This window comes from Pontibacter toksunensis, assembly GCF_042686245.1.
In the GTDB taxonomy this organism is placed as follows: Bacteria; Bacteroidota; Bacteroidia; order Cytophagales; family Hymenobacteraceae; genus Pontibacter; species Pontibacter toksunensis.
The window spans coordinates 632,805-647,775 of sequence record NZ_JBHUOX010000001.1 but is presented as its reverse complement, the minus strand read 5'-3'; the positions used below and the strand labels follow the sequence as shown (position 1 = coordinate 647,775).

12 protein-coding genes are annotated in these 14,971 nt (G+C 48.6%); 3 read left to right on the top strand and 9 right to left on the bottom strand.

Going from position 1 to position 14,971, the window contains the following annotated elements:
* Positions 1 to 3: 3 nt before the first annotated feature.
* Together ACFS7Z_RS02775 and ACFS7Z_RS02770 are read right to left on the bottom strand one after the other, a co-directional pair.
* Positions 4 to 1,224 carry a metallophosphoesterase gene (locus tag ACFS7Z_RS02775; protein WP_377480529.1) on the bottom strand — a complete coding sequence of 407 codons (1,221 nt, stop codon included), beginning with the start codon at positions 1,222 to 1,224 and terminating at the stop codon, positions 4 to 6.
* Positions 1,225 to 1,333: 109 nt separating this feature from the next.
* Positions 1,334 to 1,969: an LON peptidase substrate-binding domain-containing protein gene (locus tag ACFS7Z_RS02770; RefSeq protein ID WP_377480525.1), complete on the bottom strand. Its 636-nt coding sequence runs from the start codon at positions 1,967 to 1,969 to the stop codon at positions 1,334 to 1,336.
* A gap of 177 nt (positions 1,970 to 2,146) precedes the next feature.
* Here ACFS7Z_RS02770 and mtgA point away from each other — a divergent pair, with 177 nt between their 5' ends.
* Both mtgA and ACFS7Z_RS02760 read left to right on the top strand, forming a co-directional pair.
* Complete coding sequence (mtgA, locus tag ACFS7Z_RS02765) at positions 2,147 to 2,881, top strand: monofunctional biosynthetic peptidoglycan transglycosylase (protein WP_377480522.1); 735 nt, start codon at positions 2,147 to 2,149, stop codon at positions 2,879 to 2,881.
* On the top strand, positions 2,871 to 3,323 hold the full coding sequence (locus tag ACFS7Z_RS02760) for a YybH family protein (RefSeq protein ID WP_377480519.1): 453 nt from the start codon (positions 2,871 to 2,873) through the stop codon (positions 3,321 to 3,323). The genes mtgA and ACFS7Z_RS02760 overlap by 11 nt, the downstream gene beginning before the upstream one ends.
* 15 nt (positions 3,324 to 3,338) lie before the next feature.
* On the opposite strand, the gene lepB is transcribed toward ACFS7Z_RS02760, so the two are convergent.
* From lepB to ACFS7Z_RS02735, 5 genes are all read right to left on the bottom strand, one after another.
* Positions 3,339 to 4,439 carry a signal peptidase I gene (gene lepB, locus ACFS7Z_RS02755; RefSeq protein WP_377480517.1) on the bottom strand — a complete coding sequence of 367 codons (1,101 nt, stop codon included), beginning with the start codon at positions 4,437 to 4,439 and terminating at the stop codon, positions 3,339 to 3,341.
* A gap of 123 nt (positions 4,440 to 4,562) precedes the next feature.
* Positions 4,563 to 5,693, bottom strand: a complete 1,131-nt coding sequence (locus ACFS7Z_RS02750; protein ID WP_377480513.1) for an App1 family protein — start codon at positions 5,691 to 5,693, stop codon at positions 4,563 to 4,565.
* Positions 5,694 to 5,745: 52 nt separating this feature from the next.
* Complete coding sequence (locus ACFS7Z_RS02745; protein WP_377480510.1) at positions 5,746 to 6,573, bottom strand: M48 family metalloprotease; 828 nt, start codon at positions 6,571 to 6,573, stop codon at positions 5,746 to 5,748.
* Between the two features lie 220 nt (positions 6,574 to 6,793).
* Positions 6,794 to 9,643: a M16 family metallopeptidase gene (locus tag ACFS7Z_RS02740; RefSeq protein ID WP_377480507.1), complete on the bottom strand. Its 2,850-nt coding sequence runs from the start codon at positions 9,641 to 9,643 to the stop codon at positions 6,794 to 6,796.
* A gap of 81 nt (positions 9,644 to 9,724) precedes the next feature.
* Positions 9,725 to 10,129, bottom strand: coding sequence for a hypothetical protein (locus tag ACFS7Z_RS02735; protein ID WP_377480504.1), 405 nt, complete (start codon positions 10,127 to 10,129; stop codon positions 9,725 to 9,727).
* Positions 10,130 to 10,286: 157 nt separating this feature from the next.
* Here ACFS7Z_RS02735 and ACFS7Z_RS02730 point away from each other — a divergent pair, with 157 nt between their 5' ends.
* On the top strand, positions 10,287 to 11,369 hold the full coding sequence (locus tag ACFS7Z_RS02730; protein ID WP_377480501.1) for a DNA topoisomerase IB: 1,083 nt from the start codon (positions 10,287 to 10,289) through the stop codon (positions 11,367 to 11,369).
* Between the two features lie 173 nt (positions 11,370 to 11,542).
* Here ACFS7Z_RS02730 and ACFS7Z_RS02725 read toward each other — a convergent pair whose 3' ends face one another.
* Positions 11,543 to 13,183 (bottom strand): hypothetical protein, encoded by a 1,641-nt coding sequence (locus ACFS7Z_RS02725; protein WP_377480498.1) that lies wholly within the window; start codon positions 13,181 to 13,183, stop codon positions 11,543 to 11,545.
* Positions 13,184 to 13,245: 62 nt separating this feature from the next.
* A complete protein-coding gene (gene pgi / locus ACFS7Z_RS02720) occupies positions 13,246 to 14,892 on the bottom strand; it encodes a glucose-6-phosphate isomerase (RefSeq protein ID WP_377480495.1) in 1,647 nt (548 codons plus the stop codon).
* Positions 14,893 to 14,971 lie beyond the last annotated feature (79 nt).

Sequence of the window (14,971 nt, the reverse complement as noted above, 5' to 3'; positions counted from 1 at the left end):
GCATCAGGCATCGGCAGTTACCTGCTGCTTTGGATGTAACACGCTGTCCAGTCTTTTCCGGAACACAACCATTTCTTCGTTTGGCTCCGCTACGGCAAGAGCCTCCATCCATACATCACCATTGTTGTAGTAGTTTATCACAAAGAAGCCAAGTTCCTCCAGCGTGAAAGTTGCACGACCGCCTTTCTTCACAAAAGCTGTTTTGCTGCCAGAGCCGCTCACTATATAGTGGTTTTGCTGTATCTCGAAATGCTGTAGATTATGGTCGTGGCCAGCAACATAAATCACGTTGCTGTACCTGTTCATGATGCGCAACAGTCTTTTGCGCATTTTCTTGTACTTGCGGTGCGACATGTCTTCATAGGCACCAAACATTTTGCGGTAAAAGGGGTAAAGCGACCCAAAAATTGGCAGGGGAATATATATTCGCTTATGTGCTGCTGTCAGGGGAAAAATGTGTTGCTTCATGGTAAACTTGCCACCATGCATGGCATTGCTGTAAAGCGGGTGGTGTGCTGCTACTAATACCCGCTGGTGCCTGTTTTTGCGCAGGATACTGTTGAAGGAGATAAAAAACTCTTCAATATCTTCATAGGGGCAACCGTATTTGCTTCCTAAGGGCTTTTTTCCGCGCTGAACAAACCATTGGGTGTTAATGACAACCAGCAGCAGCCCCTCTGCTAACTGCATGCTGACAGGCCCCGGGCAGCCGTTTCGGGGAAGGTAGCTGTTTTCGTCCTGTGTCTTTTCCCGCACGTAATGTTCCTGGCGCAGCATCTGCTCATAACCACCCTCACGACCTTTCAGCCAGTCGTGGTTGCCGCTAAGAAAAATGCCCTTGCCCTGGAAATTCAAAATGCTTTCCAAGAGTACATCCAAGCGTTTGGTGGCAGTGTCGCGTTGGCGATGCCCCGGAGCCGGTAAACCAATCGGATAGATAATGTCTCCCAAGAAAACGACAGTACCTGCTTCCCCTGCACTTTCCTTCCATACCTCCAGTAACTGCATGACAGGGTCTGAGCCATCGGTGGCTACAGCACCAGGGTCTCCTACCATGGCAACAGAATGCACCAGCTCGGCATCAGCGGGTGGAGAAAAGCGTTGCCAGCCAACATCAGACAGCTTATAAAATGCCTTGCGCCTGTACTTTCGCTCCTGCCAATAGCTGAATGCTATAAACGAGAAAAGCAGTGTCGGTATAATAATGAGAAAGTATGTCAGCATAATTGTCTGTTGTTGTATAGAAAGAGGGTGAGCAAGCGGAACAGAGCCGAGAGACAAAAGAGATGCACATCCTTCAAGTCTTGACTTTTGCCTGAGTTGTGGCTCAGGGTTAAAAGTCAGGCGGCAGCAGGTGTTTAAAGTGCCCGTTCAGCCGGACCCTGTCTTTTAGCCGCTCAGTTTCCTGCACCACCGGCAGAATTTGCTGTAAGTGCAGGTAAATAGCCTCCTGCCGCTCAGTCTCGCTTTCCAGTTGCAGCAGTGCATATTCCTGTTCCGTTGTAAGGCCCAGGTGGTGTGCAATGTCAAAGCTTTTGTAGTTTTCAGGCAGTTCAAGAAACAACTTGCTGACACCGAGGGCATCATACAGTAGTTTCAGGCACTCGGTTATGTTCAGTTTCCTGATGATATCGCCATCACCATTGTTCTCTACTTCCTCTACCTCGCCGCCTGCGTAAAGCCTGCCCGGAGCCATCCTGTCAAAGTGCAGAATTCTAAAGATCTTCAGGCCCCTTGTCCGGATATCCATCTCACCGTTGTCATACTTCTTTTCGATATTAAGTATTTCTACTTCGGTGCCATATACTCCCACACCACTTTGTATATAGGCAGGTATACCAAATGTTTTGTTGTTCTCCGTGCAATCCAGTACGAGTTGTTTATAACGCGGCTCGAAAACATGCAGGTTCAGTTTCTCGCCCGGAAACACGACAATACTCAGGGGGAAAAGCGGGAGGTACTTCTTCATTTGGTAATTTTCTAATACTTTAACTAAATACAAGCGTGTTTGTTGGGCATCATCTGTTTAAAATTTATTACGCAAGCAGTGCAGTAGTGTTAGCAGAAGGCGGGCGAGATCGGAAATTCCGGCTTGCTAAGTTTCTTAAACTGCTTACCTTTGCGGCCTTAGGACAATTGTACAAAAATGGCAAAAAAGGGTTTGGGATTCCGGACAGTAAGGCTGCTTATCGTGAAGCTGTTACTGTGCCTGTTCCTGCTGAGTGTTGTGTGGGTTTTGCTGTACAGATGGGTTGCGCCGCCCGCTACCCTGCACATGGTGCAACGACGTGCTCAGGCCGGTTCTACTGGCAAGGGAGAACCAAATATCAACTATAAATATGTATCGCTGGAGGAGATGTCGGAGCAGTTGCCTTTGGCTGTTGTGGCCTCAGAAGATCAGCGTTTTCTGATACACAATGGCTTTGATGTAGATGCCATCTTAGATGCAGTAAAGCGAAACCGCAAAGGAGGTAATATCCGGGGCGGAAGCACCATCAGCCAACAGGTGGCTAAAAATGTGTTCCTATGGCATGGTCGCAGCTACTTCAGAAAAGCAGTAGAAGCCTACTTCACCATGTTGATAGAAGTGCTCTGGGGGAAAGAACGCATCATAGAAGTATACCTGAACATAGCCGAAATGGGCGATGGCGTGTTTGGGGTAGAAGCTGCCTCTCAGAAGTTCTTCAAAAAGCCAGCCAAAGAGGTTGGGCGCCAGCAGGCGGCATTACTGGCAGCCGTGCTTCCAAACCCCATTAAGTTTTCAGCGCAGAACCCCTCTGCCTACATCCGGAAACGCCGTGGCCGTATTGCCCGGGCCATGGGAAGCCTGGGCGGAACTGTTTATATTAAAGACATACTTCCGGAGAAAGATGAGAAATAGCCTGTGTTTGTTGCTTAGTTTTAGCCTTGCCTGCACTACAGCCTGCACAAATAAACTGGCGCTCCAGGCTTCTACTGCTAAAAAGGATGTACGTGCTGTGTTGGAGGAGCAGAGCATCTGCTGGAGCCGGGGTGACCTGGAGTGTTATATGCAGGGCTACTGGAAATCTGACTCCCTGCTGTTTATTGGTTCCCGCGGGCTCACTTACGGCTGGCAGCATACCTTAGACAATTACAAGCGTGGCTATCCGGATGCTTCTGCCATGGGCCAACTATCATTCAACATAAAAGAAATGCGGCAGCTATCGCCGGAGACGATGCTGGTAGTAGGGAAGTGGCGCCTGAACCGCAAGGTTGCTGCAGGTGACCTGGAAGGCCATTTCTCAGTTATCTTCAGAAAGTTTAGTGACGGCTGGAGAATTATTGCCGACCACTCCAGTTAAAAAGGAAGCGCTGGTTTATCTGATGGCACTGAACAGGCGGTTCCAACGAACTTTATCTAATAGTCCATCACCATCTGCATACACCGACATCCATACGAAGACCGCTTTCCCCACCACATGATCCTCGGGAACAAAGCCCCAGTAACGGGAGTCGAGGGAGTTATGGCGGTTGTCTCCCATCATGAAGTAGTAGTTCTGCTTGAATGTATACTGCTTTACCTCATTGCCATTCAAATAAAGTTTTCCGTTCTGCACCTCAGCTTTTTCGTTTTGCTCATACTCCAGGATCACCTTTTGGTACAGGGGAAGGGTTTTAGGTGTGATGGCAACTGTAGCTCCTTTTTCAGGCAGGTACAGGGGCCCGAAGTTGTCTTCGTTCCACTTGTAGCGTTCAGGTGCATGTGGGAAAATGCCGGCACCTGCAACCCCCAGAAGCTCCTTCTTTTGTGTTACCTCCTGGATGAAATCGATGGAGGCCAGCTGCTGCGCTTTAGCAGGACTCGTGAGGATCACATAACCATCAGGAGTTTGGTGGGTTTCTGTAATATCGCGTTCTCTGAAGAAGCTGTCGTTTAAAACCCTATCCGTTTTCAGAAAATAGGCAAACTGTCTCTCCCCCGGGTTTACCATAACTTTGCCGTTGATGTAAATCTGTGTGTCACGTATCGAAATAGTGTCACCGGCTAAACCGACACATCGTTTGATATAGTATGTTTTTAAGTCCAGCGGCCGCCCTTCCTCGACAGGGTAATTGAAAACGACAGCATCATTATACTTGATTTCTGAAAAACCAGGCAACCGGAAAGACTTTAGCTGCAGGGCATTAGAATAAGAAGGGATTTCTGTTCCCCAAATGGTCTGGTGCGTAAGCGGAACCTGAAGGGGCGTAGCAGGTGTGCGGGAGCCGTAATGGAGTTTGCTGACAAACAGGTAATCACCCACCAGAAGCGATTTCTCCATAGAGGGCGTTGGAATGGCATAGGCCTCAAACGTTGCCCACCGGATAATGCTGGCAAAGACCACTGCGAACATAATGGCGTCACCCCACTCTCTGGCCAAGCTCTTTTTTACAGGCGACTTCACTACAGGTTTTTTGTTCCGGAAGTTTAACTTCATTGGTACAGGATGAGGTTCAGGTATATACAAGTTGTATATATAACCGTTCCTTCCGCTGCTAAAGTATATTCCTTCTAAAATATTTTAGCATTCCTACACTACCTGTAACTACAGGTGAAAGTTTTAAGCGTCCCCTTCTTCGTCTATCTCCACTTCACGTTTCACTTCCTGCACCTGCTCTGTAAATATAAACCCATTTTCTGCTGCATGTTCAGCGGCAGCAGCAGTGTCTTTCACCAGTAACATTTCAACCTCACCGCTCTGCTTTAGCTCGTCTGCTATAGTGGTCACGGCTTTGGTGCGTGCTTCAATGTTCACATCACGGATGTAGATGGCCATAATGCGGCCCGGATGGTTCTTTACCACTTCGCTGTATATCTGAGCATCCTGCTGCCCGCTGTCACCTATCAGTATAAAGTTCAGCTTAGGGTACGTCACCAGTAAGTTGGCAATCTCTTTGTACTTGTGGCTCATGTGGTCAGAGGAACCAAACTTCTGCTCATCAATTCCAAAGTCGCGGAGCAGGAGGGGACCCTGCGGGATTTCGTTCAGTTCCAGGTAATGGTACAGCAGGTCGTAGGTATTCCAGGGGCTGCTGGAAACGTAGAAGAAAGGGTTGTTCCGCTTGCCGTTTCGACCCAACTGCAGGGAGCGATAAAACTGTGACACCCCATGAAAAGGGATGCGGGTGTGCGCGTTGTTTAGCAGCACGTTGCGGCCCGTTTCCAAGAGGCTGGTTGCCCCGGTGCGCACAATGGTGTCGTCGATGTCGGAAATGATACCGTATTCAGCGTCGGGCGGAGGTACCAGTACGTATGCGGGCTCAGTTATGTCTCCCTCAAAATTCACTGGTGCCTCTAACAGTTTGATATCTATTTTGTGCCAGATATCATCTAACTGCAGCGGCACCGTCGGCTCAATGTTCAGCACAAAATAGCCTTCACCATCCGTAGTAATTTCATGCTGCTGCCCCTCCTGCGTAAGTTGTACGCGCGCGTTCGGAATCTCATCACTCTCGAACCGGCGATACATGTTCAGGATGTTTTCCCAGAGTGTATCATTCTCCTCTGATCGGGTTATACCTTTGTTTACCATCACCCGCCCCTTTACATAAAGCCGGTTGGGGGTGCCGTAGCTTCGGTACGTAACGATGTGCAGGGGGCGGTTTAAACCGAGCTTGTTTTTGAGCTCATAGGTTAGGTTGTCTATTTTATCCTCTGCCTTTAATATGGTTCTGATTGCTTTCTCTTTCATCTTTTTCATGTTTCAAAATAAAATGCCTGCGGGTTGGGCAGGCATTTACAATTTAAAGTTTGAGTGCGTTCTTAAGCTGGTTGAAGTCAGTGTCAGGGGCCGAGCTGGTCTTGCATCCTTTCTGTGCTGCCAGCTGCTGAATGTTCTGGATGCGGTTGCCAGGGTTAGGATGGGTGCTTAAGAATTCAGGTACGCCCGGTTGCTGCTGTTCCTGTTCTAACTTAATAAAGAAGCCAGCTGCGCCATCACAGGCATAATAATCTGTCCCTCCCAGGTATTCTACGGAGGCATTGTCGGCTTCCGTTTCAGCGTCACGGCCAAACTTCAGTCCTGTCAGGTTTCCCGCCAGCTGTGCAGCTATCTGCTGCAGAACTCCAGGGTCGTTACCCAAGGCTACGGATAGAAGCAGTGCTATACCATAGTCCCGCTGCAGCTGCTTTACACTATGGCGCTTATCAGCGTGGGCAATTTCGTGCGCGAGTACACCGGCAAAGTGGTCTTCATCCTCTAAATATTTAAGGAGGCCGGTAAAAACATAGATATGCCCGCCGGGTGTGGCAAAGGCATTGAGTGTTTCATCATCCCGGATGATTTTTACCGTCCACGGAAACTCCTGCTTGTACTTTACGGCACCGGAAGAAAGGATGCGGCTCACGATGCGGTCCAGGTTCTGGTAAGCCTGCTGTGTGCTGGCATTGCTGTCACGCTCTAATAGTTTGCCCTGTGCCCTATAAGTGGAGTCTACTTCCTCTGAAACCTGCTGCCCCAGCATGATATCATCCTGTATCGAAAAAATGACACCGTCATTGTCTTTGCAGCCGCTGAACATGAACATGCCCAGTACAGCCATCAAACAAAAAGTATTTTTAATCTTTATCATGAATTTGTAAGCGTATTGTAGTGCATCGTTACGTGTGCCTTTATTCCGGTGGTTCTGGCAATTATTAATCCACGAGCAAAACAACGTCCCGTGCATCCTGCATTACGACTTTATAGGCAGGTACGGTTACAACTGTATGCATAGCGACGCATCACGAACAGTACAAAACAAGAGAGCCCTTGCAATTGCAAGGGCTCTCTTCAGAGTGAAAATCAATGGATTATTTAACTGATGAGCTTCCGATAGGATTGCCGTCAGTGTCTAACTCTATGACCTCATACGGCATAGCCTCCAACTTCGGCAGTACTGTTTTCTTGTCGCCCACCACCACAATGTGCATGTTCTCTACCGGCAGGTTTTTAGCTGCCAACGCATCGATGTCTTTCTTGGTGATGTTGTTCAGAATATCAGTTTGCTTTTTCACAAAGTCCTTGTTCAGGTTATAGTCAATGATGCGGCCTAAGAAACCTGCTTTCTGGTAAGGTGTCTCATACTTTCGCGCATCAGACTGGCCGATAGAACTCTTCATAAACTTAACCTCCTCTTCCGAGATACCTTCCGTCTTGAAGTTGGTTAGCTCCTTCATGAACTCTGTTACCGACTCAGCAGAAGCATCGGCACGTACACCGGCAGAAGCTGTGAACGGACCAGCGAACTTGCTGCCTCCAAAGTAAGAACGGGCGCCATAGGTATAGCCTTTGTCCTCACGGAGGTTCAGGTTGATGCGGCTGTTGAAGGCCCCACCCAGGGCATAGTTCATTAAACCGGCTTTGTAAAACTCACCAGTCGCATCGTATGGCATAGAAAGGTAACCAATTCTGATTTCAGATTGGGCTGCATCCGGCTTGTCCACGAAATAGATGCGTGTCTTCTCAATGGATGGCGCTTTAATGTCAGCAGGAATCTTTACATCCTTCTTCTTCCAGTTTTTAAGGAAGGCCAGCTTGTTCATGATCTCTTTTTCAGAGATATCACCCACTACAACGAGGCTGGATACCGACGGGGAATAGTTCTTCTCATAGAAGTTCTGAACGTCCTGCAGCGTAATGTTCTCTACTGTCTGTGTTGTGCCGGAAGTAGGGATAGCCATGATGTTGTTCTCGCCATAAAGAAGCTTGTTGTATACTTTGTTGGCGATGGCTGTTGGCTGCGTTGCCTGGTTGGCTATACCTTCCAGTTGCTGCTTCTTCAGGCGATCGAAATCTTCCTGGTTGAATTTTGGGTTGAACAGGCGCTCCTGCAACAACGCCAGCGTCTTATCCAGGTTCTTTTTCAGCGACTGCACATAAATGTTTGTCTCTTCTGTGCCAGAACTGATGCGGATAGAGGAACCCAGCTTGTCGAGCTCATTGCTCAATTGCTCAGAGGTATAGTTCTTGGTGTCCTCGTTCATCATGTCAGCAGTCAATGCGCTGATACCTGCTTTGCCCGGGTCGTTGGCAGATAAGCGGTGGCCTCCCTGTATCGTCAGCTGCAACGTGACGGTAGGTACCTCATCGGATTTTGCGCCAATTACCTTTAATCCATTCTTTAACTTGTTGGTATAGTAATTAGGTACGTTAATAAAAGGGTTGGCACCTGCGGCTGGCCGCTTGCTGCGGTCGAAGGTGTCAACTGCTTTTGTATACTTCAGGCCGCTGTATTCATCTGCCGCCGGCGTGAAGCCTTCCTTAGAGATAGTGTAGTTATCGGCTTTAGCCAGTAAATCAGTTTTGCCTTTCGGCACTACACTCAGTATAACGCTGTTGTTGCCTTTGATGTATTGGTTATACACCCGCATTACGTCTTCCTTCGTTACCGACTGGATGCGCTTCAGCTCTTCCTGGATGTAGTTCGGGTTGTTGCGGAAAGTTTCGTAAGAGGCAAGCTGCGATACCTTACCGCTCACGCTGGAGAGACTATTAATAAGATTGGACTCTGCAGAGGCTTTGTAGCGGGTCAGGTCTTCGTCGTTGATGCCGCGTGTCTCAAACTCAGCTAAAGACTTGCGCACCAGTTCTTCAGTTTCTGACAGCTTTGTATCCGGGTATGCCATCACAGTGATACCGAATTCACCAGCTAACTCAGAAGTAGAGTTATAGGTAGAGGCGTTCATTGCCTTGCCTGGTTTCACAAAGTTCTTGTAGAAGATAGAGTTCTTGCCCTGGCCCATTACTTCTGCCAGCACATCCAGCGCCGGCTCGTCTTTATGTCCTGCCTCTGGTGCCGGAAAGGTCATACGCAGCATCGGGAAACGCACGTTGTCCTCATAAGACACGTAACGGTCCTGCGTCAGCTTCGGCACCATCGGCTTCATGTCCTGCACAGCCGGGCCTGCCGGTATGGAGCCGAAGTATTTTTCTGCCAGCTTTACTACCTCTTCAGGCTTCACATCGCCCCCTACTGTTAAGGTGGCATTGTTCGGGCCGTACCAGCGCAGGAAGAAGTTCTTCAGGTCGTTTACATCCACGCGGTTCAAGTCCTCCAGGTAACCGATGGTTGTCCAGGAGTAGGGGTGCCCGTAGGGATAGAGGTTTTTAGATGTCATCTCATACACCAGCCCGTATGGTCGGTTGTCGTAGTTCTGACCTCGCTCGTTCTTTACCGTTTCGCGCTGTACCTCAAACTTTGGCTGCGTTACGGCATCAAGTAAGAAGCCCATGCGGTCTGCTTCCAGCCACATGGCTGTCTCCAGCTGGTTGCTCGGCACTGTTTCAAAATAGTTGGTGCGGTCGCGGTTGGTTGTGCCATTCAAAGTGCCACCAGACTCAGATACAATTTTAAAGTGCTCCTCATCGGCTACGTTATCGGAGCCCTGGAACATCATGTGCTCAAAGAAGTGTGCGAATCCTGATTTTCCTACTTCTTCGCGGGCGGAACCTACATGGTACGTCACATCCACATGCACCACTGGATCGGAATGATCTTCATGTACGATAAGGGTGAGGCCATTAGCCAGCTTATACTTGCTGTAAGGAATTACCAGTTCGTCGCCTTGCCTGGTTACCTTTTCTACTAGTTTTGTCTGAGCCTCAGCCGCACTAACCAGGCTTGCTGTCAGTACAAAGCTCAATCCAGCTTTCTGAATCATGTTTGTTTAGTTATGGTAGATGTATATAAAAAAACAAGATATGTGAAGAGTTGCAGACGGTAAAATTTAATAGACAAACGCCTATTTTGTCTCTCTCAACACTTGCTTGCCAAACATAACAGATACTGCCAGTGTAAGGAAGGCGATTACCAGCATGGCAGTAGTCAGAAGAAAGGCCATGCCTGCGGTCTCAGTGGATATTGTGTCCTGAGACTGTTGCATTTGGCCCAGCAGCTTTAAAAAATAGGTAGCAGACCGCCAGCCCAGCAGCAGTGTTAACAGCCCGGCCTCCACAGTGCCAAGCAAAAAGCCCCACCGCTTTCCCCTGTTCAGAAAATGACCCGCAGTAAGCCCCATGAGTCCACCCACTGCGCCCGTTATAAGAGCTGTGTTGGCCTGCTCACCCGCCAGATCGACGGCCACAACACCACAGGCGAGCATAAAAAAGCCGAAGAAAGCGTAGAGGTAGGATATGTTTTTGTGCATGATATCAACATTACAATAGTTAAATGAAGTGCAACAAAGATAAGTTAAAACAAAAACAAGTTGTACCTGCTTATTTAATGCCTGCCCAATTGTACAACTTTTGCTTGAAAGTAAAGTATGATGTGCAGGGGTAATAGAGAAGAGGAAGCCTTATACAATGGCAAAGAAGAACGACTATCACGAACTATACGCCGACCCATCCAAATCTGCAGCATGGGCCGGCTTGCGTTATACAACAGATGAAAAACCTGGCTATACCCGCAAGGGTGCCGGAAAAGGCTATTATTTTCTGGATGAAAAAGGGGAGCGGATCTCAGACGAGAAAATACTCGAGCGACTGAAATCGCTGGTTATCCCGCCTGCCTGGAAGGATGTATGGATATGTAAATCTCCGAAGGGACACCTGCAGGTAACGGGACGTGACGAGAAAGGGCGCAAGCAATACATTTACCATTCGGACTGGCAGAAAGCCCGCAGCCTGACCAAGTTTGGCCGCATGATTGAATTCGGGGAGCAGCTGCCAAAGCTGCGGGAGCGTATTCAGGAGGATATAAATTCTCAAAAGCTGAACAGGCGCAAAGTCACAGCACTTGTCCTTTCTCTCATGGATAATGCATTGATTCGGATAGGGAACCGTCATTACGCCAAATCCAATAAGTCCTATGGCCTCACCACACTGCGCGACAAGCATGTGAAGATCAACGGCAACAACATCCGCTTCGCTTTCAGGGGGAAGAAAGGAGTAGAGCACGAGATAGAGCTCGAAAATAAAACGATGGCACGCTTGGTGAAAAAATGCAGGGACATACCTGGTTATGACCTGTTCCAGTACTATGATGAAAACGGGGAGCGGCAGACGCTGGAATCAGGGGATGTAAATGAATACCTGCGCGAGGTAACGGAAGAAGACTTCACGGCCAAAGACTTCCGCACCTGGGGAGGCACCGTGCGGATGGTAGAGTGCCTGGAAGATGTGCTGGAGGAAAAGCCGGAACTGAGCAAAGACAAAAGTATAAAAGAAGCGGTAAAGGAAGTAGCCAGGGGTTTGGGTAACACTCCCAGCGTTTGCAGCAAATACTATATTCACCCGGAGGTAGTAAACCTGTTCAAAGAAGATAAACTCCTCAAATACCTGAAGCACCACGACGCAGAGGATTCTGAGAAAAAGTACCTGTCAGGTACAGAAGAACTCGTGCTTAAAATGCTGAAGCGGGTAGCAAGGGAAAAGAAGGTGGGTTAAATTAATTAAGAATTCCAAATTATGAATTTCTTCTTATTACAGTAAAAATCGAATTACAGTAAAAATCGAAACTTTGTATATGCTCATAGTTTCTGAAAGTATGCCAAATTCTCTTGAAGCTGATTTATAAAACATGCTTCTTCACGATTTGTAATTCGGAATTCTTAATTAAATCAGTTTCCTTCCCGGTCATAGGCGTGCACGCGCACATCGCGGGTGGTACGGTCTTGTGCCTCTGAGCCGAAGTAAATTTCATTGCCTCGTTCGGTATCGTAAATCCTGGTCAGCTTTTTCCAGCCTGAAACGGAGGAACTGTCTGACATCACATCTTCACCCAGGCCACCGTAAATCTTAATAGGAATAGCATCATCCACTTTGCCTTTTACCTGAAACACATCATCTCCTGCCAGCCCGTACAGCACAATAAGCTCTGTTTCCTTCTTTTGGAAGATGCGGTGGTAGAGCTGTTTTGCAGGAATGCCCGGGGTGGCCGGCCTCCTAACTATGACTTCTGTGCGGTTATCGGCGAGGCGGTTAACTACAAAATGCTCCTCAGCATCAGAACCAGCCACGGTTACTTCTTTGGCTAATATCTGATACATGCGGGTGGCTGCTTTTGGAAGTAAATCGCGCCTGCTTTTTAACCTGTATATAAGACTTTCTCCCCTCAGGTTGTATATGGGATCTGGCAACTGACGAACGGCTTTTTCTATCACCTCATCCGTTATTTTTTCCTGCATGTCCTGTGCTATCTGCTGCCACTCCTGCAGCGACAGTTCATTTAGAAAGCGTTCATCAATGAATGCTGCATTGATCATGTAGGCTTTTACATCACTGAAGTCCTCATCAAAAGAATGAAATTTGCGCACTGCAAACTTACTTGTTAAAATAGACGGAATCAATCCGTCACCCATCTGCAGGAAGACCTGGTCGCGATCTTTTGGAATAGGGAGGTAGTAGGTATCAGGCCCTTGTTTCTGGACAGCCCATTCCCATTGCCCCTTGTGGCGGTCCCAATCGCCAACGAGCAGGTCTAAAAGCCGTGCCCGGGCAAATTCCTTCTGAACAAAGTGGTGTGTGTTGTGTTCGTAGCGGAGACGCAGGGCTTTGTCCGTATCTTTGAAACCCACGGCATCCTCAAAGGCAGGAGTAAGGTCCGCTTTTTTCTCAAACTTTTCCTGTAGCATGAAAACTTTTCCCTGCACAGCGGCTGCATATTCACCAAAGCTCGTGTCGTTGCTGGGAACGTAATAAAGGGTAGGGTTAACATGGCGTACACCCGCTGCCTCCGCTAGTACAGGTACTATAAGGGCTCCATAGGGATTAGCAGCGGAAGTCTGGTCCCGCAACACGTTGCCCACAAAGGTCTTTTGCCAGAACGGGGGCACAACCGAAACCGGATCCTTATCCACGGATCGGAAAGCGTACAAGCGGCCTGCGCTATCCAGCAATTCAAAGCTGGTAGTTTGAAAACCACCGCCTTTTTCAACCACCCGAAGCCCACCTTCAACAGAGTCTAGTTTAAAGACAGGAAGTTTAACAGGTGTAGCCCATATCTTACGGTGGTGGTCGCCCCAGAAAAAGCGGTGAAGTCCACTGCGGTCATAGTGGCGTCCTGCCACTACCCAGACACTATCAGGTCCTGCGGGGGCTTTGCCGTCCAGTTCGGCTTCTGTAGCCAATGCATCCTCTTGAAAGAAGTTTTCATTTGCGCAGCCACTTAGACTTATGAAAGCCAGGAGAAGGGTTGCGAGGTATATCCACTTCTTCTGAAGAGGAAAAGCAAATGTAGTGTAAGAGTAGATCTGAAACATATAAGCGAGTTACACCAACATCTGTGGCGTACCTCGCTTTTAACGTGACAGGCTTGTTGTGGTTAGCGGTTAATCCTATAGTAGTCGATCAAGCCAGTTGTAGAGCTGTCGTGGTTCTCTTGTTTGTCCTGCAACAGTTCCCCTTCTATCGTGCCTGCCAGCTGCTTCCCTAGCTCCACACCCCACTGGTCAAAGCTATATACGTTCCATACTACTCCCTGCACAAACGTTTTATGCTCGTACATTGCAATCAGATTGCCCAAAACATATGGAGTCATTTGTTTGAACATGATGGAGGTAGACGGCTTGTTTCCAGCAAAGACTTTGTGCGGCACCAGTTGCTCCAGAGCTTCACTGCTCATGTTTTTCCTGCTTAATTCATCACGCACTTCCTCCTCAGTTTTACCTTTCATCAAGGCTTCGGTCTGGGCAAAGAAATTAGATAGCAGCAGTGCATGGTGCTGTCCGAGTGGGTTCTGGCTAACAGCGGGCGCTATAAAGTCGGAAGGAATGAGCACGGTGCCCTGGTGAATAAGCTGAAAGAAGGAGTGCTGGCTGTTGGTGCCGGCGGCTCCCCAGATAACAGGCTGTGTCTGGTACTTAACTGGCTGGCCGTTGCGGTCGGTGCTTTTGCCGTTGCTCTCCATCATGAGCTGCTGCAGGTAGTCAGGAAGCAGGTGGAGGTACTGGTCGTATGGCAGCACAGCATGTGTCTGGCAGCCAAAGAAGTTGGTGTACCAGATGCTCAGCAAGGCCAGTTGCACCGGTATGTTCTGGCGCAGCGGGGCCTGGCGGAAGTGCTTGTCCATGGCCTCTGCACCTTTCAGGAGTTCCTCAAACCTATCGTAACCCAGGGCGCAGGCTATAGAAAGTCCAATGGCAGACCATAGGGAGAAACGGCCGCCAACCCAGTCCCAGAAACGGAATATGTTTTCAGAAGCAATACCAAACTCTACCACCGCTTCTACATTGGTAGACAAGGCTACAAAGTGCTTCTTTACATGCGCTTTGTCTTCCGCCTTTTTCAGGAACCACTCGCGCGCCGTGTTTGCGTTAGTAATGGTCTCTTTTGTTGTAAAAGTTTTAGAGGCAATGATGAACAGTGTCGTCTCCGGGTTGAGGTGGCGCAGCGTTTCGGCCGCATCCGTGCCGTCCACGTTGGAGATAAAGCTGATGTCAATGTTTTCCTTTTTATAGCTTTTCAGCGCCTCGCACACCATCTGCGGGCCAAGGTCTGATCCGCCGATGCCTATGTTCACAACATGGTTTATTTGTTTCCCTGTATAGCCAGTCCACTCTCCGCTGTGCAGCTTATGGCAGAAGGCTTTCATTTGTTGTTGCACCTCGCGCACTTCAGGCAGTATGTTTTCTCCATCCACTTGCAGGGACTCATCAGAGAAGTTGCGGAGCGCCGTATGCAGCACAGCTCTTCCCTCTGTCGCGTTGATTGGCTCACCGCGGAACATACTTTCTATGGCAGCTGGCAATTCCACTTCTTCCGCCAGTTCCGTTAACAAAAGAAGTGTTTCTTCTGTGATGCGGTTTTTAGAGAGGTCAAAGAGCATGTCTTCCAACTGCAGCGAAAACGTTTCGAAACGTTGCGGGTCCTGCGCGAAAAGCTCCCGAAGGTGTTTCGGAGAGACCTCACGATAATGCTTTTCAAGTTTTTGCCAGGCTTTGGCTTGAGTAGGGGAATAATTTTTCAACATAACATTTCTTTTTTCACTGTTTCTATAGCACCCCTCCAGGTATAAGCAGCTAAAAGGTTGTGCCAGGAACCTGTATAGG